This window comes from Acinetobacter sp. CIP A162, assembly GCF_000367905.1.
GTDB classification, from domain to species: Bacteria; Pseudomonadota; Gammaproteobacteria; order Pseudomonadales; family Moraxellaceae; genus Acinetobacter; species Acinetobacter lwoffii.
Genome location: NZ_KB849159.1, coordinates 1,125,256 through 1,151,342, shown reverse-complemented (window position 1 = coordinate 1,151,342; position 26,087 = coordinate 1,125,256). Strand labels below are relative to the sequence as shown.

Annotated in this window: 24 protein-coding genes; 12 read left to right on the top strand and 12 right to left on the bottom strand. The window is 41.3% G+C overall.

Annotation, left to right across the window (positions count from 1 at the left end):
• Positions 1-117: 117 nt before the first annotated feature.
• Entirely contained in the window at positions 118-1,035 is a 918-nt protein-coding gene (locus tag F995_RS11825) for a LysR family transcriptional regulator (RefSeq protein ID WP_004647086.1), read from the bottom strand.
• A gap of 94 nt (positions 1,036-1,129) precedes the next feature.
• On the opposite strand from F995_RS11825, the gene F995_RS11820 reads away from it, so the two are divergent.
• The 7 genes from F995_RS11820 (at position 1,130) to F995_RS11790 (ending at position 8,052) form a co-directional block, all read left to right on the top strand.
• Positions 1,130-2,371, top strand: a complete 1,242-nt coding sequence (locus F995_RS11820; RefSeq protein WP_004647085.1) for an acyl-CoA dehydrogenase family protein — start codon at positions 1,130-1,132, stop codon at positions 2,369-2,371.
• Positions 2,372-2,422: 51 nt separating this feature from the next.
• Positions 2,423-3,544 carry a phosphotransferase family protein gene (locus F995_RS11815; protein WP_004647083.1) on the top strand — a complete coding sequence of 374 codons (1,122 nt, stop codon included), beginning with the start codon at positions 2,423-2,425 and terminating at the stop codon, positions 3,542-3,544.
• The gene (locus F995_RS11810; RefSeq protein ID WP_004647082.1) at positions 3,541-4,239 is read left to right on the top strand and encodes a histidine phosphatase family protein; all 699 of its coding nucleotides are present in this window, start codon (positions 3,541-3,543) and stop codon (positions 4,237-4,239) included. The genes F995_RS11815 and F995_RS11810 overlap by 4 nt, the downstream gene beginning before the upstream one ends.
• 52 nt (positions 4,240-4,291) lie before the next feature.
• On the top strand, positions 4,292-5,035 hold the full coding sequence (locus tag F995_RS11805) for an SDR family oxidoreductase (RefSeq protein ID WP_004647081.1): 744 nt from the start codon (positions 4,292-4,294) through the stop codon (positions 5,033-5,035).
• A 409-nt stretch (positions 5,036-5,444) separates the two neighbouring features.
• Positions 5,445-6,503, top strand: coding sequence for a fatty acid desaturase (locus tag F995_RS11800; RefSeq protein WP_004647080.1), 1,059 nt, complete (start codon positions 5,445-5,447; stop codon positions 6,501-6,503).
• Positions 6,504-6,724: 221 nt separating this feature from the next.
• A complete protein-coding gene (locus F995_RS11795; RefSeq protein ID WP_004647079.1) occupies positions 6,725-7,435 on the top strand; it encodes an SGNH/GDSL hydrolase family protein in 711 nt (236 codons plus the stop codon).
• 32 nt (positions 7,436-7,467) lie between these two features.
• A complete protein-coding gene (locus tag F995_RS11790) occupies positions 7,468-8,052 on the top strand; it encodes a uracil-DNA glycosylase family protein (protein ID WP_004647078.1) in 585 nt (194 codons plus the stop codon).
• Positions 8,053-8,140: 88 nt separating this feature from the next.
• Here the strand turns inward: F995_RS11790 and F995_RS11785 are convergent, their stop codons facing one another.
• The 3 genes from F995_RS11785 to F995_RS11775 all read right to left on the bottom strand — a co-directional run bounded on the left by F995_RS11785 (position 8,141) and on the right by F995_RS11775 (position 10,944).
• On the bottom strand, positions 8,141-8,623 hold the full coding sequence (locus tag F995_RS11785; protein WP_004647077.1) for a hypothetical protein: 483 nt from the start codon (positions 8,621-8,623) through the stop codon (positions 8,141-8,143).
• 159 nt (positions 8,624-8,782) lie between these two features.
• Entirely contained in the window at positions 8,783-9,220 is a 438-nt protein-coding gene (locus F995_RS11780; protein ID WP_004647076.1) for a hypothetical protein, read from the bottom strand.
• Between the two features lie 167 nt (positions 9,221-9,387).
• Complete coding sequence (locus F995_RS11775; RefSeq protein ID WP_004647074.1) at positions 9,388-10,944, bottom strand: phospholipase D family protein; 1,557 nt, start codon at positions 10,942-10,944, stop codon at positions 9,388-9,390.
• 121 nt (positions 10,945-11,065) lie between these two features.
• Here F995_RS11775 and F995_RS11770 point away from each other — a divergent pair, with 121 nt between their 5' ends.
• The 5 genes from F995_RS11770 to F995_RS11745 all read left to right on the top strand — a co-directional run bounded on the left by F995_RS11770 (position 11,066) and on the right by F995_RS11745 (position 17,045).
• Positions 11,066-12,178 carry an S-(hydroxymethyl)glutathione dehydrogenase/class III alcohol dehydrogenase gene (locus tag F995_RS11770; RefSeq protein WP_004280430.1) on the top strand — a complete coding sequence of 371 codons (1,113 nt, stop codon included), beginning with the start codon at positions 11,066-11,068 and terminating at the stop codon, positions 12,176-12,178.
• Between the two features lie 208 nt (positions 12,179-12,386).
• Entirely contained in the window at positions 12,387-12,917 is a 531-nt protein-coding gene (locus F995_RS11765; RefSeq protein ID WP_004280428.1) for a hypothetical protein, read from the top strand.
• A 521-nt stretch (positions 12,918-13,438) separates the two neighbouring features.
• Positions 13,439-14,488: a 3-deoxy-7-phosphoheptulonate synthase gene (locus F995_RS11760; protein ID WP_004647073.1), complete on the top strand. Its 1,050-nt coding sequence runs from the start codon at positions 13,439-13,441 to the stop codon at positions 14,486-14,488.
• 176 nt (positions 14,489-14,664) lie between these two features.
• The gene (locus F995_RS11755) at positions 14,665-15,258 is read left to right on the top strand and encodes an FG-GAP repeat domain-containing protein (protein ID WP_004647072.1); all 594 of its coding nucleotides are present in this window, start codon (positions 14,665-14,667) and stop codon (positions 15,256-15,258) included.
• Between the two features lie 590 nt (positions 15,259-15,848).
• On the top strand, positions 15,849-17,045 hold the full coding sequence (locus F995_RS11745; protein ID WP_004647070.1) for a PilT/PilU family type 4a pilus ATPase: 1,197 nt from the start codon (positions 15,849-15,851) through the stop codon (positions 17,043-17,045).
• Positions 17,046-17,138: 93 nt separating this feature from the next.
• Here the strand turns inward: F995_RS11745 and F995_RS11740 are convergent, their stop codons facing one another.
• The 8 genes from F995_RS11740 to F995_RS11705 all read right to left on the bottom strand — a co-directional run bounded on the left by F995_RS11740 (position 17,139) and on the right by F995_RS11705 (position 26,079).
• Positions 17,139-17,903, bottom strand: coding sequence for an IS5 family transposase (locus tag F995_RS11740; protein ID WP_004645258.1), 765 nt, complete (start codon positions 17,901-17,903; stop codon positions 17,139-17,141).
• A gap of 76 nt (positions 17,904-17,979) precedes the next feature.
• Positions 17,980-19,155 carry an MFS transporter gene (locus F995_RS11735; protein WP_004647069.1) on the bottom strand — a complete coding sequence of 392 codons (1,176 nt, stop codon included), beginning with the start codon at positions 19,153-19,155 and terminating at the stop codon, positions 17,980-17,982.
• Positions 19,156-19,397: 242 nt separating this feature from the next.
• A complete protein-coding gene (gene gcvH, locus F995_RS11730; RefSeq protein ID WP_004647068.1) occupies positions 19,398-19,772 on the bottom strand; it encodes a glycine cleavage system protein GcvH in 375 nt (124 codons plus the stop codon).
• A gap of 82 nt (positions 19,773-19,854) precedes the next feature.
• Positions 19,855-20,883, bottom strand: coding sequence for an AraC family transcriptional regulator (locus tag F995_RS11725; RefSeq protein ID WP_004280421.1), 1,029 nt, complete (start codon positions 20,881-20,883; stop codon positions 19,855-19,857).
• A 449-nt stretch (positions 20,884-21,332) separates the two neighbouring features.
• The gene (locus F995_RS11720) at positions 21,333-23,186 is read right to left on the bottom strand and encodes an ABC transporter ATP-binding protein (protein WP_004647067.1); all 1,854 of its coding nucleotides are present in this window, start codon (positions 23,184-23,186) and stop codon (positions 21,333-21,335) included.
• A 226-nt stretch (positions 23,187-23,412) separates the two neighbouring features.
• Positions 23,413-24,687, bottom strand: coding sequence for a mechanosensitive ion channel family protein (locus F995_RS11715; protein ID WP_004647066.1), 1,275 nt, complete (start codon positions 24,685-24,687; stop codon positions 23,413-23,415).
• A 165-nt stretch (positions 24,688-24,852) separates the two neighbouring features.
• Positions 24,853-25,389, bottom strand: a complete 537-nt coding sequence (locus F995_RS11710; RefSeq protein WP_004647065.1) for a DUF2058 domain-containing protein — start codon at positions 25,387-25,389, stop codon at positions 24,853-24,855.
• Between the two features lie 15 nt (positions 25,390-25,404).
• Positions 25,405-26,079 carry a YoaK family protein gene (locus F995_RS11705; RefSeq protein ID WP_004647063.1) on the bottom strand — a complete coding sequence of 225 codons (675 nt, stop codon included), beginning with the start codon at positions 26,077-26,079 and terminating at the stop codon, positions 25,405-25,407.
• Positions 26,080-26,087 lie beyond the last annotated feature (8 nt).

Here is a 26,087-nt window from a genome sequence, read left to right as displayed (position 1 = left end):
TAGTTTTGTACCAGCTAAAATAGCCTAAGTATATTTTTCTACTGAAAAGATGAAGATGCAACCATCTAAACTTATATAAAAATAGCCTAAGTAAACTTGCATTCCTTTATAAATAGCCTAAGCAAAAATTTTATAAATTTCACTTCTCAAAAATTGATGTCTTTTATTCTCTTGCAAATCCTTATGCCAATACATCCCCATATTAATTTTCGGCAGTTCCACAGGGACTTCAAAAATATTTAGACTGGTAGCCAATTGTAAATGTACCAATACATTTTTAGGAATAGTCAACATAGCTGTCTTTTGTTGTTCCAAAATTTGCAGAGCAGTTGAGTAATGCTGACAGCGTAAAAAAATCTGTCGTGAATATTGTTTACGGCTTAAATAAATATCCTCAACTAAAACGCCGGTACGGCGTGATGACACGCCAATATGCGGTGAGGCAAGATAAATCTGTTCACTCATTTCTGTTAATTGTGTACATACTACAAATTCATCTTGCACCAGGCGTTCAAACTGAATTTTATCAGCAATGTTTTGTTCCAGATCTATGACAAAATCGATCTGTTGAGAGGCGAGGTCTGCTGCTATATTTTTACGGTCCAGTTTCATGCTGCTAAGCTGAATTTCTAGATTGAGTTGCTGAAAGTGCTGAACGAGTCTGGGAAAGATCATTGGTTCAATTTCATCATGAACGGCAATTTTCAAACTCTGAATCATTTCTGGTCTGAACTGCTGATGTTGTATTGAAATATTTTGAATTGCAAAAAGTGCATTCTTCAGCTCAGGATAGATCTGTTCCGCAAACGGCGTAGGTTGCATTTTGCTACCAGTACGTACAAATAAATCATCCTGTAAATGCTGCCTTAAACGTTGTAAAGCATGACTAGCAGCAGACTGGCTGATTGATAAAATTTGTGCAGCTTTAGAAATACTGTTCTGCTCATAAATTGCCATAAAAAGCGGATAAAGGTTAATGTCGATACGATGAAAATTTCGCAGGTCCATGACTGTTTTAGAATGAATACTATGCATAATAATGTATGGGATAAAATCATTTTATTCATAATAGGTTTTGGGTTAAGGTGTTGTAAAGTGTATGAATTAGAATATTTAGAGGGATAAAGAGATGTTTGAGCTTTCAGCACGTGCACAAGATTATTTAAATAGAACCAAAAAATTTATTGCTGATGAAATTGAACCAGTTGAAGCTGATTTCTGGCAGCAGGTTCACGAGTTGAATCAAGGCAGTGACTGGACCAAATGGCAATGGCCAGCAGAACTGGAAAGCTTAAAAGCCAAAGCCAAGGCAGTTGGCCTTTGGAATATGTTTCTCCCTTGTCCTGAGCTTGGCCAGGGTTTATCAGTTCAGGAATATGCGCATATTGCCGAACTTTCCGGTCGTAGCCTGATTGCACCAGTGGTATTTAACTGTAATGCGCCAGATAGCGGCAATATGGAAGTATTGTGGCGTTATGGTTCTGAAGAACAGAAACAGCAATGGCTGATGCCACTTTTAGAAGGAAAAATCCGTTCGGTCTTTTGTATGACTGAACCTGCAGTCGCATCCAGTGATGCGACCAATATGCAGGCAACGGCGATGGTGGAAGGTGATGAGATTGTTCTCAATGGCCGTAAATGGTGGTCATCAGGTCTAGGCGATCCAAATGCCAAAATCATTATTTTTATGGCGCATACTCCAGATGAAACAAAAGACCGTCATCATCAGCATTCGATGGTTTTAGTTCCTGTGGATACTGCCGGCGTTAAAATCGAACGCATGCTACCTGTATTTGGTGACTACGATGCACCACATGGCCATGGTGAAGTTAGCTTTGAAAATGTCCGCGTTCCGGTAGCGAATTTTATTGGTGGCGCCGGTCAGGGCTTTGAAATTGCCCAAGGTCGTTTAGGACCAGGCCGTATTCATCATTGCATGCGCTGTATCGGGGCTGCGGAAAAATCCTTAGAGTTGATGATTGACCGAGGCATGAGCCGGACAGCATTTGGCAAAGAGATTTTAAAACTTGGCGGCAATCTGGAACGTGTCGCGGAAGCCCGGGTTGCAATTGATCAGGCACGCCTTTTGACCTTGTATGCCGCCTATAAAATGGATACTTTAGGGAATATGGCGGCACTGACTGAAATTTCTGCAATTAAAGTCGTTGCGCCAAGTGTGCTGGAAAAAGTTGTCGATATGGCAATCCAGATCCACGGCGGTGCCGGTGTCTCTCGTGATACGCCACTGACCGGATTCTTTGCCCAGGCACGTGCCTTACGTTTGGCTGATGGCCCGGATGAAGTGCATAAGGGCATGATTGCCAAACTGGAACTGGCAAAACGTGGCTACAGTACACGCCACAAAAAATAAACTGGCTTAAATAGAAGATTGCAACGTATTAAAAAATTTTAAGGAAAAATTATGGCGGTTATTGATGTAGGTGGAGCAGTTCGTGCAGGTGAAGAACTGGATGTACAAGCCATCACCAATTGGCTAATTCAGCAAAATGTGAATGTTGAAGGCCCTGTGCAAGTGACCCAATATTCAGGCGGAGCTTCAAACTGGACCTACCGTTTACAGTATACCAATGCCGATCTAATTTTACGTCGTCCGCCGCAAGGTACCAAAGCCAAATCAGCCCATGATATGGCACGTGAATATCATGTACAAAAAGCCTTGTCTGAACATTATCCGGTGGTGCCTGAAATGGTGGCGCTTTGTCAGGATGAATCAGTGATTGGCTGTGATTTCTATGTCATGAAACGTCTGGAAGGAATTATCCCTCGCGCCAAAATGCCACCTGAGCTGCAGCTTACTGAATCCGATATCCGGATTTTATGTATCAATGTGATTGATAAACTGATCGAACTGCATCAGGTTCCTTATGTTGGTACTGAATTGGAAAAATTAGGCAAGGGTGAAGGCTATTGTCGCCGTCAGGTAGAAGGCTGGGATGCTCGTTATGAAAAGGCCAAAACGCTGAATGTTCCATCGTTTAAATATGTACGCAACTGGCTTAAGGATAATATTCCTTCAGATTCTAAAACCTGTGTCATTCATAATGACTGGCGTTTTGATAATGTCATCTTAAATCCGGAAAATCCAACGGAAGTGATTGGTGTACTGGACTGGGAAATGGCCACCCTTGGCGATCCGCTGATGGACCTAGGTTCTGCCTTGGCTTATTGGGTGGACGATACAGACAATGCTATCTTTAAAGCGACACGTCGTCAGCCGACCAATCTAAAAGGTATGTTCACCCGTAAAGAAGTGGTGGATTACTACTTGGGAAAAACCGGCCTGCAACCGGAAAACTGGGCGTTTTATGAGGTGTTCGGGATTTTCCGTCTCGCGGTGATTGCCCAGCAGATCTATTATCGTTATTACCATAAACAGACTAATAATCCTGCCTTTAAAGATTTCTGGGTGGTGATTCATGCCTTGCATATTCGTGCCTTAAAACTGATTGGCAAGCAAAAACTGGAAGCCAATGAGATTGCGCAAAAGTATGTGCTTAAATTTAAAGAGATAATGCCAAAATGACTACCATTTACTTGATCCGGCATGGCCAGGCCTCTTTTGGCGCAGAAAGTTACGATCAACTTTCGCCCAACGGCGAGTTACAGGCAAAGCTTTTGGGGCGCTATTTTGACGAAATCCTGAAAGAAGCGCCTTATGTGGTGGCTGGCTCCATGCAACGCCATCAACAGACAGCACAATTATCACTGGACGAATGTTTTCCGGAAAGCGAGATTCTGACCGATAGTGCCTGGAATGAATTTAATCATCACCAGGTATTCGCCCGTTATGAGCCGCGCTTTAATCAGCCTGAATTGCTGAAACAGGATGTATCGGAACATGAAAATCCACGGGATTATCTGAGCAAGATTTTTAGCGGTGCAATTGCACGCTGGACTGGCGATGATTATCACCATGAATATGATGAATCTTGGCCAAGTTTCAAAGCACGCGTGGAAAGCGGCTTAGAAAATCTGTGTGACCAGTTGTCCAAAAGCCGTCCGCGCTATGCAGTGGTCTATACCTCAGGTGGTGTGATTTCTGTTGCAGTGGGTAAAATTCTAGGGCTGAGCCCGGAGAAAACCTTTGCCCTGAACTGGGCGATTACCAATACCAGTATCACGACACTACGTCTGGTGGGTAATGAGCCTCAGCTACTCAGTTTAAATGAACATCATTTTATTAAAGCACAGCGTCCAGACTTATTGACCTGGATTTAAAATGAGATTGAAAACCTAATACGCTACAAAAATAAAGGAATAGGGTAAATACATGGCTAAAACAATTTTAATTACCGGTGCAAGTTCAGGGATCGGCGCCGGTATGGCACGTGAATTTGCAAAAAAAGGCTATAACCTGGCGATTTGTGCACGTCGCCTGGAGCGTCTGGAAACCTTAAAGCAGGAACTGGAAAGCCAATATGGCATCAAAGTCATTGCTAAAACTTTAGATGTCACCGATTACGATCAGGTTTTTGAGGTTTTCCGCGCGTTTAAAGCAGACTTCGGCACCATTGACCGGATTATCGTGAATGCAGGTGTAGGTGAAGGTCGCCGCATCGGTAAAGGTAATTTCGCTATCAATAAAGCCACAGTAGAAACCAACTTTATTTCGGCATTGGCACAATGTGAAGCTGCAGTGGAGATTTTCCGCGTCCAAAACTCTGGTCATCTGGTCATGATCTCATCCATGAGTGCAATGCGTGGTATGCCAAAACACTTGACTGCTTATGGCGCAAGTAAGGCAGGGGTCGCTCACTTGGCTGAAGGCATCCGAGCTGAACTGATCGATACGCCAATAAAAGTGACTACCATTTTCCCAGGGTATATTCGGACTGAAATCAATGAAGGTGCAAAAAAGCTACCTTTTGAAGTAGATGAAAAAACTGGTTCGCGTTTATTGGCAGCAGAAATTGAAAAAGCGCCAGTGAAAGCCTATGTACCAAAATGGCCTTGGTTGCCATTAGGGCTGGCTATGAAAGTATTACCACTTAAACTGGTGAACAAGTTAGGTTAAAAGCGCTCTTAGATCTATAAAAAGAGAAGCTATGGCGCTTCTCTTTTTATTTTTATGACAAAATGAGAAAAATTTCTGAATCAGGATTTTTTTCTAAAAAAATGTATAGCTTGAATTTACAGAAAAGCGAAATCTTATAAATTCTAATATATTGATTATTAATATAATTTTTTAAATTATCAAAAATTATGTTTTTATCTTATGGATGAATTTGCAATTAAATCAATTACTTTTAATTTTTCATTTCCTGAGCAAGAACTTCTTTAACTTTTCCTAATTTTCGCCAATTTTAAGAACTTTTCCAAACTGTCCAAAACTTAGACATACTCACTCTAAAAATAGAAAGATAACTTCTCTTTTTTAGAATTTCCTTTAATGTACAACCGTCCAGAAATTAAAGGTTGTCCATATGTCTACATCTGCGGATATGACTGACCAGCAGCGAATCTCCAAGGTCAGAAGTATCGTTACCCAGGCCGGGGAAGAGGTGCGTGCTCGTTATCCCATACTCAAACATCAGAACTTTATCGGTGCGAGTATTTTAGGCTTCGCCTGGGCAGGCATGATTGCATGCGCGGTAGCATATGGAACAGGTTATCTCTCAGTATGGTTTACCATTCCCTTGATTGCGATTTTTGCATCATTGACCCATGAATTGGAACATGACCTGATTCATTATATGTATTTCAAAAAAACACCTTGGGCACATCATTTGATGCTGGCACTGGTCTGGTTGGCACGTCCAAACACCATTAGTCCGTGGGCACGTCGTCGTTTACATTTGCATCATCATAAATATTCAGGCACTGAACATGACCTGGAAGAACGTGGCATCAGTAATGGTATGCCTTGGGGCATTCGCCGAATTCTGGTGATTAGTGACCAGTTAATGTCAGTGTATTTGCGTCCATTTCAGATGTTTAAAATGATTCATCTCTTTCTGGAAAAACAGCCTGAAAAAGAACGTAAAATTGCCATGATTTCTCAGTTATTCGGCTTTTTACCTCTCAGCATTATTTACTATGGATTGTGCTATCTGTTTGTGGTCTTTCATGGTTTAAATGCGGTTGCACCACTGTTCGGTTATGAGATGCTCTGGTCGCAAGGTATTGTCGACGCCATGCCGATCGTAAATCTGCTGGCAGTCATCTGGGTGATTCCGAACTTTATCCGTTCTTTTAGCTTGCAGTTTGTCAGTTCAAATATGCATTATTATGGCGATATTGATCCACGTGATGTGATCAAACAAACCCAAGTGCTCAATCCATGGTGGATGGTCCCGTTCCAGTTATTCTGCTGTAATTTTGGTTCGACCCATGCGATTCATCATTTTGTGGTCAAAGAGCCATTTTATATCCGTCAACTGACGTCCAAAACGGCGCATAAAGTGATGAAGGAAGTGGGCGTGCGTTTTAATGATGTAGGAACCTTTAAGCGTATGAATCGCTGGAATGACTATAAAATTTAATCTTTGATTTCCATAAAAAATCCCGTTTTTAAGCGGGATTTTTTTTATATTTATCCTTGGTGATTTATTCAATGTCAAAAAGCTATCTAAGCCTATATTTTGCAAGAATCCTATCTTAGTTAAATTTAGGTGAACATTCATTTAAAATGACTGTTGAGGAAATAGTTCAAAAGAATAAACTCAGGTAAAATTAAGTATATCCCTATATAAATTAGCCCGCTATGTTGCTGAAAGCCGCCACCATTGCCTTGATTCCTGCACTTGTCATTCAGGGTAATCGTGTCAAGAAAAATACCCTAAGACTGCCGGAACCTGAAGGTGCACGTGAAGGTCAAACCGGAACCGGCAACAAACTGTCTCTGCTGATTTTAGGGGATTCCGCGGCGGCAGGGGTAGGAGTAGAACATCAGGATGATGCATTACTGGGTGCAATTCTGCATGAACTGAAAAATGACTTTGAAATTGACTGGAAATTACAGGCCAAAACCGGTGATACCAGCTCAAAAGTAATTCATGCTTTGGACCAGATTGAAGTCCAGCAATATGATGTAATCGTCACGTCGGTTGGCGTCAATGATGTGACCAAACTGATGCCTGCCGAGGTCTGGATTCAGAAGCAGGAACAGCTTTATAGCAAAATCCAGAAAAAATTTGGTCCGAGACTGATCATTGCTGCCGGTGTGCCGCCAATGAATATGTTTCCGGCGTTACCAAATCCTTTGGCTTGGCTATTTGGCCAGTATGCTAAACAGATGAACCAGCAACTGGAAAATTTTGTGAATCAGCAAGTGAATATGCAATGGATTGAATACGATATTGAGAAGTATCGTGCCATGAATTTACAAATGGCTGCAGATGGTTTTCATCCGAGTAAGGAAGTTTATACACTTTGGGGACAAGAAGTAGCTGGCAAGATTCGGAAGACCTTCTAAAATAGTTGGAATCTCTCAATTTAGTTAATTCTATGTCTGATATTGAAACCCATCCGCTACCGCCATTTTTACCACCCAATGCCAAATTGCTGATGTTGGGTAGTTTCCCGCCACCTGCCACACGCTGGAAAATGAACTTTTATTATCCAAACTACCAGAATGATATGTGGCGGATTTTTGGACTGATTTTCTTTGAAAATAAAGATTACTTTTTGGACTTACCTAATAAAAAATTTCAGGAACAATTAATCCGGGATTTTTTAACAGAAACGGGGATTGCGATTTTTGATAGTGGCTATCAGATCCGGCGTTTAAAGGGCAATGCTTCAGACAAGTTTTTGGAAATAGTAGTACCTACCAATATTGAGCAACTGCTCAGCCAAATGCCGCAGTGCAATCATATTATGACCACAGGCGACAAGGCCACAGACACCATGATGCTGTCCATGCCTGAAGGGACTTTAAAGCCGAGTATTGGTCAGCCAAGTCAGGCCCATTTTGTCGGACGTGATCTGTATTTATATCGCATGCCTTCATCTTCTCGAGCATATCCGGTTTCTCTGGAGAAAAAAGCCGAAAGTTACCGGACAATGTTTGAACATGTGGGTCTGATTTAATATTTAATCCAATAATCAGGTGAAAATAGTTAAAGAAGTTTCTGGGCTGCAGATAAGAAATAAACTTACTATTTGTAAGTTGGTGGCTTTATTTATTCATATTTGGATATTCGACCCAGCGATAGCTACTGATCTTAATCTCCCGGACATGATGAAAGCTTGACCAGATTAACTGGCTACCTTTGGTCCATTTTAAAGCTCGAATACGCGACTCCACCTGCTGTATTTCCTCAGGCGAGGCCGGACGTAAAGGACCAATTTCTCCATATAAGCGTACTCCTGGATAACGCTTAAATTTACCTTTCAACAGTGCATGAAACCAAAACAGTTTGCTACTGTTCACGGCTTGTATGCAGGCCAGTGGCTGATACTGTAAATTTTCACAGAACGTAGTCGAATAAGTATCAAAAAAGAAACCCGTGCTGGTCTTTTTGTTGAGGAATACGGTTCCGATCGGAGTAATGCTAGGAAAGCCTTTAGAGTTGACCGTTGCAATAGGGCAATGCATGGCGGCCCGTTGTGCATCAGCGACCACCTGGCGAATCTGTTGCCATTCATTATCAGAAATCATGCCTTGATTCTCTTATTATTTTTATAAATTTTATAACAAATTACCCAGCTTGGCATTGCCTGAAAAAACTGAAGCTACGGCAGTTTGATCAATCTAAATCGTTATTCAGATTATAAAAAAGAGCCCCATAGGCTCTTTAAAAAATGCAAAACTCGGCGATTAGCCATCGTATTCGACATAATCCCATAAGTTTAAACGTGCTTTAATTTCCTGACGGATCTCGGGCAACATCGGCAAAAGAGTGCCATCAATCCATAAGCTTAACGCTTGGGCAGAGAGTACTTGCTGCAGTTCATCGACCAGTTGTGCACCTTTCAACATAATACCGGTCTCATCAGTGGCTTCGGTTTCTACACCTTTAAATAAAACCTGTAATTCATAACCGCTATCCTGAATCAGCCATTCCAGTTCAAGTTGAATATTTTCACTGGATTTCAAAACTACCTGTCCCTCGACCGTATCGGAGTCGGACAGACAGTCATGTTCCACCCGAATTTTGGCCAAATACCATTCTTGCTGGGATAAATCATGGAGAGTTTTTACAGGCGTCAGAATATCACTGAACTTAAACTGACGGCTTAAATCAAAAAATTGCATGGGAGTGGAGGGCGAACAATCGCAAAATACGAGAAAAGTGTAATTCTAAAGTAAGCGCAATCGACTGTAAAACCTTTTAAAAGATGATCGGACTAAGTTAGGTTAATCGGCTATTCTCGAAATACGGGCTTTTCATAGCATGTAATTTTAAGGTCACTCCAATGTCATTACATTAACCATTCACCGGGAAATTTCGTCACCAGATTCATCATAAAACGCTGGAATTTTGTAGTTTCCGGATCATGTGAATGTTGAATGCTACGGCCATCTTTTTGATGTTCTAGCCAAATCATTTCATTTTTTTCATTCAGCTTGAGCTGATAAGCCACGCGTGGTAAGTACTGATTCATCGCACTGGTAATTTCCTTCTGAAAATCTTCCGACTCAATGACCAGACCGACTTCGGTATTCAGATAGGCTGAACGCGGATCAAAATTAAATGAACCGACAAAAACCATGCCATCCAGATCAAAAAACTTGGCATGCAAACTGGAGCTGTTTTTGTTTTTAGCCGGGATAATGTCACCGGTCATAATTTCATACCAGGTCCGTTCTGGACGGACAATGTAGGGTTTAAATTCCCAGAGTTCGATGCCACTTTTCAATAATTGCTGACGATATTGCTGATAATAGGCATGCACCGCAGCCACATCATTGGCCTGAAAAGAGTTGGTCAGGATTCTGATTTTCACGCCTTGTTGCGCACGACGGGTTAAATAGTCAGCCCCTTTTTGCGTGGGAATAAAGTACGAGGACACCAGTTCCAGATGTTTTTTCGGCTCACCCATTAATTCGAGCATATGGGTATAAATATAATCGCCATTTTTGGCATGAGGACGAGCTTTTGCGGGACTATCCGCAACAAAATAAGCCGGCGCCCAGTGAATGGGTTGTTTTTTTAAGTGCTGTTCGACTTGTTTCTCGGCAATACCCACCCGGCGTTTGAGTTCAGTTTCATCAACATCTTCACGTTCAAATTCAGTTCTGAGCCTTTTAAGCATTTCAGGATGGCCGGCATCATTCAACACCTGTCGAACGTCATAACTCAGATCATCATTCCAGAAGTTAATAAAGGTCTGATTGGCATCTGTTACGCTTTGACCCGCGAAGAATATATCCACATCGGTGAATTGAAAATCTTCACTGGCATCAAAATATTCACTGCTGATATTGCGGCCACCGGTCACGGCTGCAGTGCCATCCGCAATGATCAGTTTATTGTGCATGCGATGGTTGACCTTTTTCATCCGGAAACCATAATCCAGCGCACGTAAATGACGAAATTTATAGGGATTAAAAATCCGGACTTCAAAATTTGGATGCTGGCTTAGAGCGAGAAGCTTGTCATCAAGCTGGGTGCCATTTTGATCGTCAATCTGAATCCGTACTTTAACACCGCGATCAGCGGCTTTAAGTAATTGAGACAAGATCATATTGCCAATATAATCATCCTTCCAGATGTAATATTGCAGGTCCAGATGATATTTGGCCTTGTTAATCAGGTGCAGACGCGCTGCCATACTCATAAAGCCATCATAGAGCGGCAAGAAAGCCGTTTTACCACTATTGATCTGCTGTTTTGAAAGTTGATTGTCGATCCAATGTGCAGGTCGAACCGGCGTGATTTTCGCTTCTTCAGCAGTGTTGGGAGCCAGTTCACAGCCAGAAAGCATGATGCTAAAAGTAAAAATGCTCAAACATACAAAGGGCGAAGGTTTAGTCATTGATGTTCCATTAATTATAGGATCTTTTATTCCTTATCTGGTGATGTTAATAGTTGAATCTCCGAATAGAAAGAGGTTACTGTTAGTCATCTGTAAATCAGCAAAAAAAGGACAGTTTTACATGAAATCACGTGCAGCAGTTGCGTTTGGTCCAGGCCAGCCATTAGAAATTGTAGAAGTGGATGTTGCTCCACCAAAAGCAGGTGAAGTATTAGTAAAAATTAGCCATACAGGTGTGTGTCATACAGATGCATTTACCTTGTCTGGTGAAGATCCTGAAGGTGTATTCCCTGCAATTTTGGGTCATGAAGGTGCGGGTGTGGTCGTTGAAGTAGGTGAAGGAGTCACTAGCCTGAAACCGGGCGATCACGTGATTCCGCTTTATACTGCTGAGTGTGGCGAATGCTTGTTCTGTAAATCAGGCAAGACCAACCTGTGTGTTGCTGTACGGGCGACGCAAGGTAAAGGTGTCATGCCAGATGGTACGACCCGTTTCTCTTATAATGGCGAGCCGATCTATCACTATATGGGTTGTTCAACTTTTTCAGAATATACCGTGGTTGCTGAAGTTTCTCTGGCAAAAATTAATCCTGAAGCCAACCATGAGCATGTTTGCCTGCTGGGCTGTGGTGTGACTACCGGTATTGGTGCAGTACATAACACCGCTAAAGTTCAGGAAGGTGACAGTGTTGCAGTATTTGGTTTAGGTGGTATCGGTCTTGCTGTAGTGCAAGGCGCACGTCAGGCCAAAGCCGGCCGTATCATTGTGATTGATACCAATCCGGATAAATTTGAACTGGCGAAACAGTTTGGTGCGACAGATTTCCTGAATCCAAAAGACTATGATCAGCCGATCCAGCAAGTGATCGTCGAAATGACTGGTTGGGGTGTAGACCATTCATTCGAATGTATCGGTAATGTAGATGTAATGCGTTCAGCATTAGAATGTGCGCACCGTGGCTGGGGTCAATCAGTGATTATTGGAGTAGCCGGTGCAGGTAAAGAAATTTCAACCCGTCCATTCCAGTTAGTCACAGGTCGTAAATGGATGGGTACTGCGTTTGGTGGGGTGAAAGGCCGTTCACAATTGCCGGGAATGGTAGAGCAATCCATGAAAGGTGAAATTCAACTTGAGCCTTTTGTGACACATACCATGCCATTAGATCAGATCAATGAAGCTTTTGACCTGATGCATGAAGGCAAGTCGATCCGTACAGTCATTCATTTTGACTAAGCTGTTTTAATCTAAAAAAGACCGGTACCAATCCGGTCTTTTTTATGCGGCTTTCACTTGATTCAGGATACATTAGTGCATGAAAGCCTCACAGAGAATCACTGAAACAACACACGCCTGCTAATGTCATTACATGCCAGATGCTTATATTAAATAGGACGTATGAAAATACGTGATAAAACCATTTTAAAGAATAAGGATAAGCTCTATGTCGAATGATAATTTTGATCGTGATGTAATTAAGAATGCGCCTAAAGATGTCCGCGATGATTTAAATGCTGATCCAATTACTGGTGAACCTGGTGCTCATCCTGTGGGTACAGGTGTCGGTGCTGCAGGTGGCGCAGCAGCTGGTGCAGCCATTGGTGCTGCAGGCGGTCCAGTGGGTGTCGCTGTCGGTGGTGTAGTTGGTGCTGTTGTTGGTGGTCTGGCAGGTAAAGGTGTTGGTGAAGCTATAAATCCAACAGAAGAACAGGCTTACTGGCGTGATAATTCGATCAATACGCCATACTATTCAGATGCACGTACCACCTATAGCGATCTGGATTATGACCGTGATTATGATACGGCCTATCGAGTCGGTTATGAAAACCGTGGCAGCTATGATGCTCATACCCGTTTTGAAGATGTAGAACCTGATTTGAGACTGAAATGGGAACAAATGAAAGGCGAATCACGTTTAAACTGGGAACAGGCTAAATTTGCAGTGCGTGATGCCTGGAATCGTGTTTCACGTTAATTTTTAATCTTTGGATTAAACTGAAGTTTCTTTGGTAAAATCTGCAATAGGTTTGTGGGTTTTACCAATTTTAGTGATACATCTCACGGTTTGATGAATTAATAAATAAAAGTAGAAAAGTTAATAAATATTTTTTTATATTTAATGCTTGTCAAATGATCACAGAGCGCGTATTTTAATTTCAGAATCACATTTTATGAAAGACATAACATGTTAAAGCAACCTATCATTTCAAACGCATATTTTTATTTCTGGCAGTTTAGCTAATTGCCTGAATGCGTTTGGGCAATGAAAAGGTTGCCCACCAGTTTATACCTGATCGGCAACCCTGATCAGGTTTTTTTATGCCTTTCATTTTTTACAATATTTTGGAGACAGCCATGACAAACTTTAACTATTCATACTTTAACAACTTTTATTGGTCTTATTTTAGTCAGCTAATGACACTCACAACACCTTCGATTAGACCCATAACGCTCAAATAAAAGTTTGGACTGATTGCCAGTCCCAGGATTAAAGTCATGAATACCCCAAATACATCACAACAACATCATGCTGAAAGCATTTTAATTTTACCTCAGCAGCTTAAGCAGCAATTGCCACTGTCTCCGCAATTAGCCAGCCAAGTCGCTGAACACCGTCAAACTATTCAAAATATATTAGAAGGCAAGGATCATCGTTTAATGGTGGTCACAGGCCCATGTTCCATTCATGATGAAGCTTCCGCGCTAGACTATGCAGAAAAATTAAAACAACTTCAGTCACAGCTATCTGATCAGATTTTCCTGGTGATGCGTGCTTATATTGAAAAACCACGGACTACGGTGGGTTGGAAAGGTTTCCTTTACGATCCAAATCTGGATGGTTCATCCAATATGCAATTGGGCTTGGAAAAATCCCGTGACTTATACCTAAAAATTATTGAAATGGGCCTGCCAATCGCTTCGGAAATTCTTAGCCCAATGGCAACTGCTTATTTCGATGACTTACTAGCTTGGGGTGCGATTGGCGCACGTACCAGCGAATCGCAAATTCATCGCGAAATTTCCAGCCATATGCCATATAGCATTGGTTTCAAAAATGGTACTGACGGTTCGATTCAAATTGCTCTGGATGCCATTCAGTCTGCCTCTCATCCGCATCAATTCCTGGGAATGAGCCAATCCGGTTTGCCATGCATTTTACACTCGCAAGGTAATCCGAAAGCACATTTGATTTTACGTGGCTCGAATAGCGGACCAAATTACCAATTGTCAGAAATTGAGAAAATCCGGGCCAAACATCAGATCGACTTACCGGCATTGGTGATTGACTGTAGTCATGGCAATAGCTCAAAAAATCCGATGCTGCAGCCTGAAGTATTGGAGCAGATCGTGGCAGAACGCTTACAGACCAATGTTCGTGGCGTAATGCTAGAAAGTCATCTTGTTGACGGCAACCAGAAAATTTCTGAGCAAATGACTTATGGTCAGTCTGTAACTGATGGATGTCTGGGCTGGGCTAAAACCGAACAGATGTTGTTAAATATGACTGACTCACTACGACTTGAAGGTTTGAAGCGTAGTGCTTAAAACTGAATGATGTCTTTCCTCAATTGATTGGGGAAAGACAGAATCCGATGAGGCTGATCAGCGGCATTTACTTAAATGCTTAAAGTAGCTAATCAGAGCATTTGAAAATAAAAATAATGATTAGAACGATTTTATAATATGAATAGCCATCTCTACTATTTCTATAAGATGAATTTATGAATGATTTTTTAACGGTAACAGGTTGGATTATAGGTGTAGTATCAATTGGTTATGCTTATCTTTCAGGTAAAAAAAGCGATGAAAAATTTTCTAGTATTCTTAACAAACTAGCTTCTCAGCCTATAGAGATTTTAGCTATTCTTAGCTCACCAAATGAAAATAAAGTAATAGAGCTATATGACTTTCAGAATAGAGTTAATGAACCCTATGTTTTATCTAAGTTTGATATAGATAATGATGGAGAGGATGAAATTTTCATACAATCAGGTGCAGGACCATATAGCTGTAAATTAGAAATATATAATTATATAAAAGATCCAGATGAACCCACACTTCAATTAATGGATACAGTAGTTGTTAGCACGACTGCTGGATACATATTCACTGATATAGATAATGATGGGATGCTAGAAATTATAACAAATGATAATTCTATTAAGGCAGATAAACCCTATGTCTTAGGTTTTAGAGATAGAGTGATTTTCAAATTTGTAGATAAAAAAATTAAAGAAATATCACGTTTAGAGCTGTATACAGAAGAAGAAATGACATCAAGATTAGAAGCGTTTGAAAAAGAGAATTTTAGTTAAGTTGAGGATATATAAATTAAATATATATTAAAGTTTTTCTAAAATTAACATAATACACCTTATGCGAAACTCAGTTTTTTATTTCATATAAATTATTAGGTTATACCGTATTGGAAAGCCTAACTCAGCTGAATTTAGCTTTTTTAATAATTTATGAAGTTCCACACCTATTATTTGAACAAAGTTCCACGATTGATTCTGTTCAATTTTCATAAACATTGTTCTATTTTTCATAATTCATTAGTGCATGTGGTAGAACCGAAATTGGTACATAAAAAATAGAGGAGTTGGTAATCATAAGGAAAAAAATAACACTCTATATGTCGTAAAGGACAAATTATGATTCGTCTGATAGAATTTTACCATTTAAATGACAATCTTCTTTTTGAGCAGAGTTGCTTTAAAAAAGCGTATATATTGCAGGTTAATTTCATTTTTATTGAAGTAAATCACATAAAAAATTTAAAATATTTTCTTTATAAATCAAATATGTTTGAGGCTTTAAAAAAAACGCTGCACAATGAAATCAAAATATTTTGACATAAATCTAAGATTGAGATTTGTGCCGTTGTGCATTTCCGGGGGAAAAGATGTTCACGGCAGAATTGTTGGACGAAGCAAAAAAATTCATGCATCACATGCTGACTAAGGTGGTGGAATATGGCGGTTCAGATTTATTTATTACGGCTGATTTTCCACCTAGTATTAAACATCAGGGCTTAATGAAACCTTTTGGACAGCAGGAACTCACGGCTGAAAAAACCAAGCTGTTTGCCTACAGCTTGATGAATGATAAACAGCGTAAAGAATTTGAAACTGAACTCGAGTGCAATTTTGCCATCACCGTGCCAGGTGTTTCCCGTTTCCGGGTCAATGTGTTCCAGCAACAACTCAATGTCGGCATGGTAATTCGTACCATTACTGCAGAAATTCCAAACTTCCAGAAACTGAAATTACCGGAATCGCTGAAACATGTGATTATGGAAAAACGCGGACTGGTGCTGGTGGTCGGTGGAACGGGTTCAGGTAAATCAACTTCACTCGCGGCGATGATTGACTACCGTAATGAAAATTCGGCCGGGCATATCATTACCGTAGAAGACCCGGTTGAATATGTGCACAAGCATAAAAAATCCATGATTACTCATCGTGAAGTCGGAGTGGACTGCCATTCCTGGCATAATGCGCTGAAAAATACCTTGCGTCAGGCACCAGATGTGATTCTGATCGGCGAAATTCGCGATACTGAAACCATGGAACACGCGATTGCTTTTGCTGAAACTGGACATCTGTGTCTGGGAACGCTGCACTCGAACAATGCCAACCAGACTTTGGACCGGATTATCAATTTCTTCCCGGAAGAACGCCGGAACCAGCTATTAATGGATTTGTCATCCAATATGAAGGCGATCATTTCACAGCGTCTGATTCGTACTCAAGATGGTAAAGGCCGTCGTGCAGCGATTGAAATCATGTTAAATACGCCACTGATGTCTGACCTGATTTTGAAAGGTGAATTCCACGAATTGAAAGCGATTATGGCGAAATCGCGTGAACTGGGCATGCAGACCTTTGACCAGGCCTTATTTGACCTGTATAACCAGGGTGAAATTTCTTATGAAGAAGCCTTGCGCAATGCCGATTCGACCAATGAACTGCGCTTACAAATCAAGCTGAAAAGTAACCGACAGGACACTACCGTAGCCACAGAGGCAACCCAATTCACCATGATGCAAGAGCCAAAAGCGGAAGAGAAACAAGCAGAGAATACTTCGGTGTCAGAATAAATATTTGCTCAAAAAATCACAGGCAGAATTTTCTGCCTGTTTTTATTTATCTTATTTATTATTCAATCCATAAAACTAGGGTCTGTTGACATTTCAAGTATAGAATTTACCCGATAAAGGTAGCCAAATAAATATACAAGCTAATGCAACTGCCCCCTCATAGCTACACTTTAGCTTATCATATCGTGTTGCTATTCCTCTGAACTGCTTTAACCTACAAAATGCATTCTCAACTAAGTGTCTGATTTTATATAAATACCAATCCATATGATCATTATTTGACTGAGTATTTGATTTTCTTGGAATATTCGCTTTAGTTTTTTTCGCAGATATTTGTTCTCTTAATGATTCAGAGTCATATCCTTTGTCTGCACAACATACTTCCGTTTCACTCAAATCAAGTTTTTCAATCATTTTGGGAGCAATCTTGACATCATGTATCGTTCCATCGGAGATAATAATTTCGATTGGATTGCCATCCGCATCAACAGCTAAGTGTATTTTAGAACTATTTCCACCAATGCTTTTAGAAATATCCTGATCTTTTATTCCAGCAGAATGTTGGTGTGCCCGAACATGACTACCATCAATAAAAACCCATTCCATATCAGCACTTGAAGAAATTAATTTAAATATTTTCATTAACTTATCATTTTTACACCAACGATTATATTTTTTAAAGATTGAGTTATACGAACCAAATTCTTTAGGCAAATCACGCCATGGGCAGCCTGTTCTTATTCTATAAAGTATTGCTTCGACAAAATTTCTCAAATTAGATTTGAAATAGATATCAAAATTTCGGAAAATAGAAAGTAACTTAGACCAGTGTTGATCATTCAGCATTGTACGAGGCATAGCGAGAAGTAAATTTAGTTTGGCGATTAAATTTTACTTTCTCGCTATTTTTTTGAACAGTAAATGTCAACAGACCCTAGACGGTTTTACGTTGCACCACCAGCTTAAAATAAATAATACTGCTTAAGGTTAAAATACCGCATAGCATAAAAGCAAACTGATAACTGTAAGCTGCAATGATGGCACCAATCAGTAGTGAACCGATGGCAATACCCAGGTCATAAAACGTATAAAAAGTTGAAGTTGCATAGCCAATTCGATGCTTGGGCGCACATTGAATCGCCAAAGTTTGAATACACGGCTGCACACTACCAAAGCCCACACCAACCATGACTGCAGCCAGCATAAATCCCCATAAGCTCTGAATCTGGCTCAGTAAAAATAAACCCGAACTAAAAGCCAGCAATGCCGGATAAATCACATATTGCGGGCCTTTACGATCATAAATCTTTCCGGTGATCGGCCGTAAGCTCATCATGGAAATCGCAAAAACCACAAAGAATAAACCTGCATAGGCCATTAAATCCTTGCTGGCTGCGAAGGGTGCGATAAAAGACATGATGCTCGCATAAGAAAAAGAAATCAGCATGGCCAATACTGCGACAGGCAGCACTTTCTTTTCCACAAAATCTGTCAGCTCAAGCGAGGTTTTCTTATTGGTATTTTTGATGATTTTTTCAGGTTCTTTGACCGGAATCAAAAAACAGAAGGCAAATCCGATAAAAACTAAGGCGATCAATAGCGTACTGACCTGAAAATAAGACCAGTATTCCATCAGGCTCAGACCAATTAAAGGACCCAAGACAATCCCCAGATTTACCGACATGACAAAATAGCCCATGCCTTCGCCTTTACGCTGCTCCGGAATAAATTGGTTCACCACAGGCACGCAAACTGTAGTCAATATACTGAACCAGATGCCCTGGAAGAAACGGATGATAAACAGAATCGTGAGCTGATCTGCCAGCAGATAAGTAAGTGAAAACAGGCTAAAAAACACTTCTGAAATAATCAGGGTTCTACGTACCCCAAATTTTTCGATAATTAAACCGCTAAAAGGTCGCACTGCAATGGCAGAGACCATAAACAAAGTCATGGCCAGCCCCGCCTGGGTCAGGTTGCCGCCTAATTCTTTTAAGATATAAATCGGCAAAATTGTGGTTTGCGCAAAATAGAAAATAAATAAAAACAGGTTGTTGGCCAGACAAAGGATAAATGACTTGGTCCATAGTGGCGCTGCAATGGCATTCATGATTTTCCTAAAATGATATGCTGTGAGACGCTGGGCTCAGCATGGGGGAAATTATTGTTATAAATAAGCGCGACCTATTCAGGAGCGAAGCAGATATGAGCAAGACTTTAGGGAAAATAAGTGAAAAATACAATGATATTTCATGATAAATACATGAAATTTAATTTGAACTGGAAAATGCAACGACGGATCTACAATAAAAAATCAGCCCGGAGGCTGATTTTTTTTCAAGTTAAAATGGCTTATAGGCCAGCTTCATATTCTGTATTGGAAAGCAGCTTTTCGACATCTGCTATATTGTCTGGCTTGATTTTATAGATCCAGCCTTTGCCGTATGGGTCATCATTAATAAAATCAGGATCATCTTCAAGATCAGGATTGATTTCAACCACTACGCCAGACACCGGTGCATGAATATCGGAAGCTGTTTTAACTGATTCAACCACGCCAGCTTGTTCGCCCGCAGTGATATGTGAATCAAGATCTGGTGCTTCTACATAAACCAAATCACCTAACGCATCCTGTGCATGGTCGGAAATACCGGTCACAACAAGATCACCCTCAATGCGCACCCATTCATGTGTACTTGCGTACTTTAATTCTGCAGGATGATTCATTGATAACTCCTTAAAAATCTTAAGATCATTTTTGACATGTTTTATACATTCTTTTTAAGAAAAACAAAAGGCTTATGCTCCCTTATAAATAAGGATCTTTGCGCCAGTTGCTCGGGCTGCGACCACTCCAGCGTTTAAACGCCCGGCTAAAATTGGCGACATCACTATAGCCCAGTTCATCGGCAATCTGTTCCAGAGTGAAATCTGTCCGGGACAATAACGAGGTGGCATGCCGGTAACGCACTTCATCGACCAGGGTAGAAAATGAGGTGCCTTCAGCGGCGAGTTGACGTTTTAAGGTGCGGTCAGACATGTGTAAGCGATCCGCCACACTTTCAATACTCAGATAATGCTGCTCGGCATGGGTCAAGATATCTCGGACGCGCATCGCAATCCGATGCCGTTCGCCCAAGGCAGAAAGTTCCGTTTCACACTGGTTAATCGCAATCTGGCTGGCAATCGGATCGGCGTGCACCAGCTTATTCATCAGGTAACTTTTATCAAAGCTCAGAATTAAATGCGGTTGTTCAAAACGGAACTGATGCGTTGGAAACTTCGCCATAAAGCGTTCAAAACCTTCCGGCTTCTTAAAATCGAAGTCGATTTCTCCCGTGGCATCGGTAACGCCTGTAATGGCTTTGGCCATACTGATCAGACCAATCATCAAGGCAATGGAAATTTCGGTGCGCAGCGGTTCAAGCTGAATATCGGTTTGCAGCTGTACCGTGGCTTTAGCACCAAAAGTCGAGAAAAACAGTTGCAGGAAGGGTAAACGAAGTTGAATAAATCGATTCGCCAGTACCAGCGCATCGGTAATATTATTCGCCGTCATAATCGCATAGCCAATAAAGCCATGAATCGAGATCCGCATCTGTGTGCCGAGATGATAACCCAAGGTCGGCTCTCCGGTCAGTTTCAGGGCATATTTGACCAGTTCGTTGGCGACAGGGGTTGGAATACGAAAATCAGGATCTGCCAACTGTTCACTGGTCAGGCTAAAAGGTTGGAAAAGCGATTCATTGTTATAACCCCAGCGGGAAATGACATCGAGAAGCAGGAGACCGTAAACACCTGGAATTCCTTGGTCTTGGCGTGGAGCAATTGTTTTCATGCGCGATCCGTTGCACTCATTCAAATTTTTTTATTTATAAATAGATATTGGCATGAAGCCGCCAAATTTTTCATTAAAATTGTTGGACAAAATTTTGGCGATTGTGACTCTGCCACTGGCAGATTAGCCTGAATTCAGCATTAAAATCAATTTAAACCACATAATTTTATTGATGAAATTAAAATTATTTTATTGAACCGGACACATCTCTGCATTGGCTGACTAAGGACAAGGAAATTGCTTAAGCATTGAATAGGACTTCTTCAGAGAGCTTTCAGAACTAGAGAGTTATGTCATTTCATTAAAATACCAGATAGATGGCAACTTGCTGTTCATCTGTAGAGAAAATTTTAAAAAGAGAGGTCTGGCAAAGTTTTCCTTTTTCCAGACCTGTTCAATATTAAGGACGAGCAAATGATCAGAAGTTTTGAAATCTTCTACAGATCATATTATTCATGATCTTTTGATGCTTTGACCTGTTGCTGAATCAGCATGCCGCCAGTTTGACGCTGCCAAAGCTGGGCATAGATACCATTCAATGCCACCAGTTCATCATGCGTGCCTTGCTCGGCGATTCGACCCTGATCCAGTACAATCAGACGATCCATTTGGGCAATGGTCGACAAGCGATGCGCAATGGCAATCACAGTTTTACCTTGCATCAAGTCGTCCAGACTGTTCTGAATGGCGGCTTCGACTTCAGAATCCAGCGCACTAGTCGCTTCATCCAGAATCAGAATCGGCGCATCTTTCAGGAATACACGTGCAATGGCAATTCGCTGACGCTGACCACCAGAAAGCTTCACACCACGTTCACCGACATAGGCTTCATAGCCTTTTTTGCCACGCAAATCGGTCAAATTAGGAATAAACTCTTCCGCTTTGGCTTTACGCACGGCTTCAAACATTTCTTCATCAGTCGCATCCGGACGACCATATTTAATGTTTTCCGCGACAGTGCGATGCAGCAACGAAGTATCTTGAGTTACTAATGCAATGTTCTTGCGCAAACTGTCCTGAGTCACATCGTCAATATCCTGACCATCGATTAAGATACGACCCTGATTGATATGATAAAAGTGCAGCAACAGTTGAATCAGGGTAGATTTTCCGGCACCTGAACGGCCGACAATACCAATTTTTTCACCTGGGCGAATGGTCAGATTAAACTGATCAATCACGTTTTTATCATTATAGGCAAAGCTGACATTTTCGAATTTAATTTCACCGTGATTGAGCTGTAGCTCTTTGGCACCCGGTTTATCTTCAATGGCAATTTTTCGGCCTAAAGTTTTCATACCATCCTGAATGGTACCGACATTTTCAAACAGGGCAGAGGTCTGCCACATCATAAATTCGGCAATACTGTTCAGTTTCAGTACCATTGCTGTAGTTGCAGCAATAATGCCCAGCTCGGCCTGACCTTCCATCCACAACCAGATCGCAGTACCCAGTACGCCGCCATATAACACTACACTCAGCAGTAAAATACTGATTTCGTATTGGGCACCCAGACGCATCTGTTTATATACCGTTACCATAAATTCCTGCATAGAGGTCTTGGCATACTGGCTTTCACGACCGGCATGAGCAAACAGCTTGACAGTCTGAATATTGGTATAGGCATCCGTGATACGCCCGGTCATGACGGCACGGGCATCCGCCTGAGCATTGGAAATTTTGCTCAAACGTGGAATGAAATAACACGCTGCACAGATAAACAAGGCTAGCCAGACCATCAATGGAATGATCAGCAAGGGTGAAATTGCACCCAAAACAATATTGATGGTGATGAAATAAATCAGCACATAAGCCAGCATGTCACCCAGAATGACCCAGAATTCGCGTACTGCCAGAGCGGTTTGCATAACTTTGGCCGATAATCGTCCGGCAAAATCATTGTGGAAAAAATCTAGGCTTTGTTTCATGAGCAGATTATGAAAGCGCCAGCGTAAACGCATCGGGAAATTGCTATACAAAATCTGATGCTTAATTAGGGATTGGGCGCTAGCGAAAAAAATATTGGCCAGAAGAACAATACTCAGTAAGGTTAAATTGCTAGCATGCTGTTCCAGAAAAGTATCGGGCTGGCTTTTACTGAGCCAGTTCACCAGCTCACCAATTTTTGAATACAGAAAAGCTTCGAAGCTGGCAGCACCGGCAGTACACAGTACCAGAATCAGCAAATAACGGCGGACTCCATAGGCTGCCTGCCAGACAAATGGAAAAAACTTGGTCGGTAAAGGTTGGTTCAGATTTTTGGTGGGATAGGGGTCAACCAGTCTTTCAAGCCATCGAAACATTATCGTACTCTTATCATGCATTTTGCTTTTCGGGAATTATAAAGGATTCTGTTTTTTTAAGCCCGTAATTGGGTGAAATTGCCACAAAATGATTCACTCAATTAAAACTTGGATTATAAAAATTAAACTAAAGCCAGATTTATGCCAGTCAGGTTTTAAATAGATGAGGAAATAAAAAAGCCTGAAATGCAGCGGCACCTCAGGCTTGAGATTGGATGACTTGTGTTTAAGTAATAATAGAAGACGGTTGAGTAAATGCTTCCTTTAAATCAAGACCTGAAGGCGCTTGATACACTTTTAAACCAAATTCCGGAATAATCGCCAGCAGATGATCCATGATATCAGACTGGATATTTTCATACTCCACCCAGGCGGTGGTATTGGTAAAGGCATAAATCTCTAGCGGTAAACCCTCACTGGTTGGCTGCAATTGGCGCACCATCAGGGAATGATTTTTACTAATGCCCGAATGCTGTTGCAGATAAAACTCTACATAAGCACGAAAGGTTCCTAAATTGGTAAGACGGCGCTGGTTATATTGCGAATGATGGCTCAGTTGCAGGTTAAATTGTTCCAGTTCCTCTGATTTGGTATTCAGGTATTGATCCAGCAAAATAAAATTTTTCAGCTTATTCTGTTCTTCAGCCGACATAAAATGTACGCTGCTTTGATCAATATGAATCGAGCGCTTGATCCGGCGCGCACCGGCTTCCTGCATACCACGCCAGTTTTTAAAGGTATCCGTCACCAGTTTATTGGTCGGAATCGTGGTCACTGTTTTATCAAAGTTCTGTACCGTAATGGTATGTAATGACATATCAATGACATCGCCATCCGCGTTCAGCGAGGGCATTTCGATCCAGTCGCCAATACGCACCATGTCATAGGATGAAATCTGAACCGACGCCACCAGCGACAAAATGGTATTTTGAAAGACCAGCATCAACACCGCGGCCATGGCACCGAAGCCAGCCAGCAAGGTAAAGACATCCTTTTTCAGGAAAGTGCCGAGAATCATCAGGCCACAGACAATAAAGATAATCAGCTTGACCAGCTGCAAATAACCTTTAATCGGTTTGTTACGTGACTTGGGATTACGCTGATAGACCAGGTTAAAAATATTCAGTAATTCACCAAGAGCTAAGGCAATCGTCAGGAAAATAAAAGCCTGTGCCCCCATTTGCACAAAGGACTCAACCTTGTCAGATAAATGCGGTACCGTGGTAATCCCGTTCATGATCACGACTGCGGGAACAATATTGGCAATCCGGCGAATCACGCTATGCTCAGCAAAAATCTGATTATTGGCAAAAGGCATTCTGGAAATCAGTTGACGTATTCCGCGTACCACAATCTGTTTGGCAAATAGATTGGCAAGAATCGCCAGTAAGATCACAATACTCAGTGAAGATAGCATTTCCAGCCATGGGTACTGATCTGCCCATTCTTGAATATTCCGAATAAAATTAAACTGTTCCAAACGATCTTTCTCTTCAATCAAAAATTTAGATCAAGTTTATAGTTTTGGATCAGATTTTTTAATATTGGATAACTTTTTAAAACATATCTATTGGTGCAAATCATTCAATAAAAGTGCCTACAACTAAAAAACCGGCGAATTCGCCGGTTTCTGATCTTCAAGATTTCAGTAATGATAACGCGATTCTTACCACATCAAATCATCAGGAATAACATAAGCAGCATATGGATCTTCTTCATCGGTGGTTTCTTCATTTTTCTCTGAATTATTCACAATGATAAAGCCCTGCATTTTCGCATTAATACGATCTGCCAGAGCTTTAGGCAAAAACGCGTAGCTATCATTTTCACGTGCAATCACCAGACTGCCTGCCACCAACGCATTATAGATCTGCTGGTTTAAATAGACCTTTTTGACTTTGCTGTCATCAATAAACTGATACACCGCATCGCCGTCAGTATTACGGATTTTGTGCTGATTAATCATTTGCATGATTGCGGCTTTCAGTTCTTTTTCCTGCAAAGCTGCTTTTTTCTCTTGCTCAATCGCCTGATCTTTGGCCATTTTTTGCTGTTTGTCTTGTTCAATCTTGGCCTTGATTTCAGCCTCGGTACCGTCACCGGTGCGTTTTTCATGCACAGCCTGTTTAGACAGTTTTTTGGCTTTTTTATTATCGACCAATCCTGCCTTTAACAATTGTGCCTGCAATGCATTTTTAACCATGAGAATGTCCAGATATTAGTCGTGTTGATGTCGATAACGTAAATAAATCACCCAATACGTGAGACTGAGAACCAGACTCAGCACTGCCGGGATCAGGAATGCATTTAATTTTAAATAAGGATATAGCCAGCTGGCAAGAATGCCGCCGCTTAAAAAACCGAGCAAAATAAGCAGATGCAAAACCACGCGTCGTGATTCTACCTCCAAACCGCGCAACCGGTAGCCCATCGCTAAGCCGAGGTCAGTCAGTACGCCAGATAAATGCGTGGTGCGAATAATGGCACCTTTATAATGACTGACCATGGCATTTTGCACACCCATGGCAACACAGGCCCATAACAAGGCATAACGCGGGAAATAGGGCAATAATAACCAGCAGATCAAAATAAAAATAGCCACCAGGCTTAAAGGGTAACCATAAAGCTGCCCCAAGCGAAAGTGGCTATTTCCAAGAATCAGTCCGCTATAGGATGAACCAATGACATAGCAGAGTGTGACCAGAAAGAGATACAACATCTGTTCTGGTTGCCAGTTTAGCAGGGCCATGGCCAGCATACTGACATTACCGGTCATATGTGAAACAGACTGGTGAAGTACCGTCACCAGACCCAGGACGTTAATCATGCCGGCATTGACCGCAAGAAAAAACGCCCCTAATTGTACCCAGGTAGGTAAACGCTGTAATGGCATAACAACAT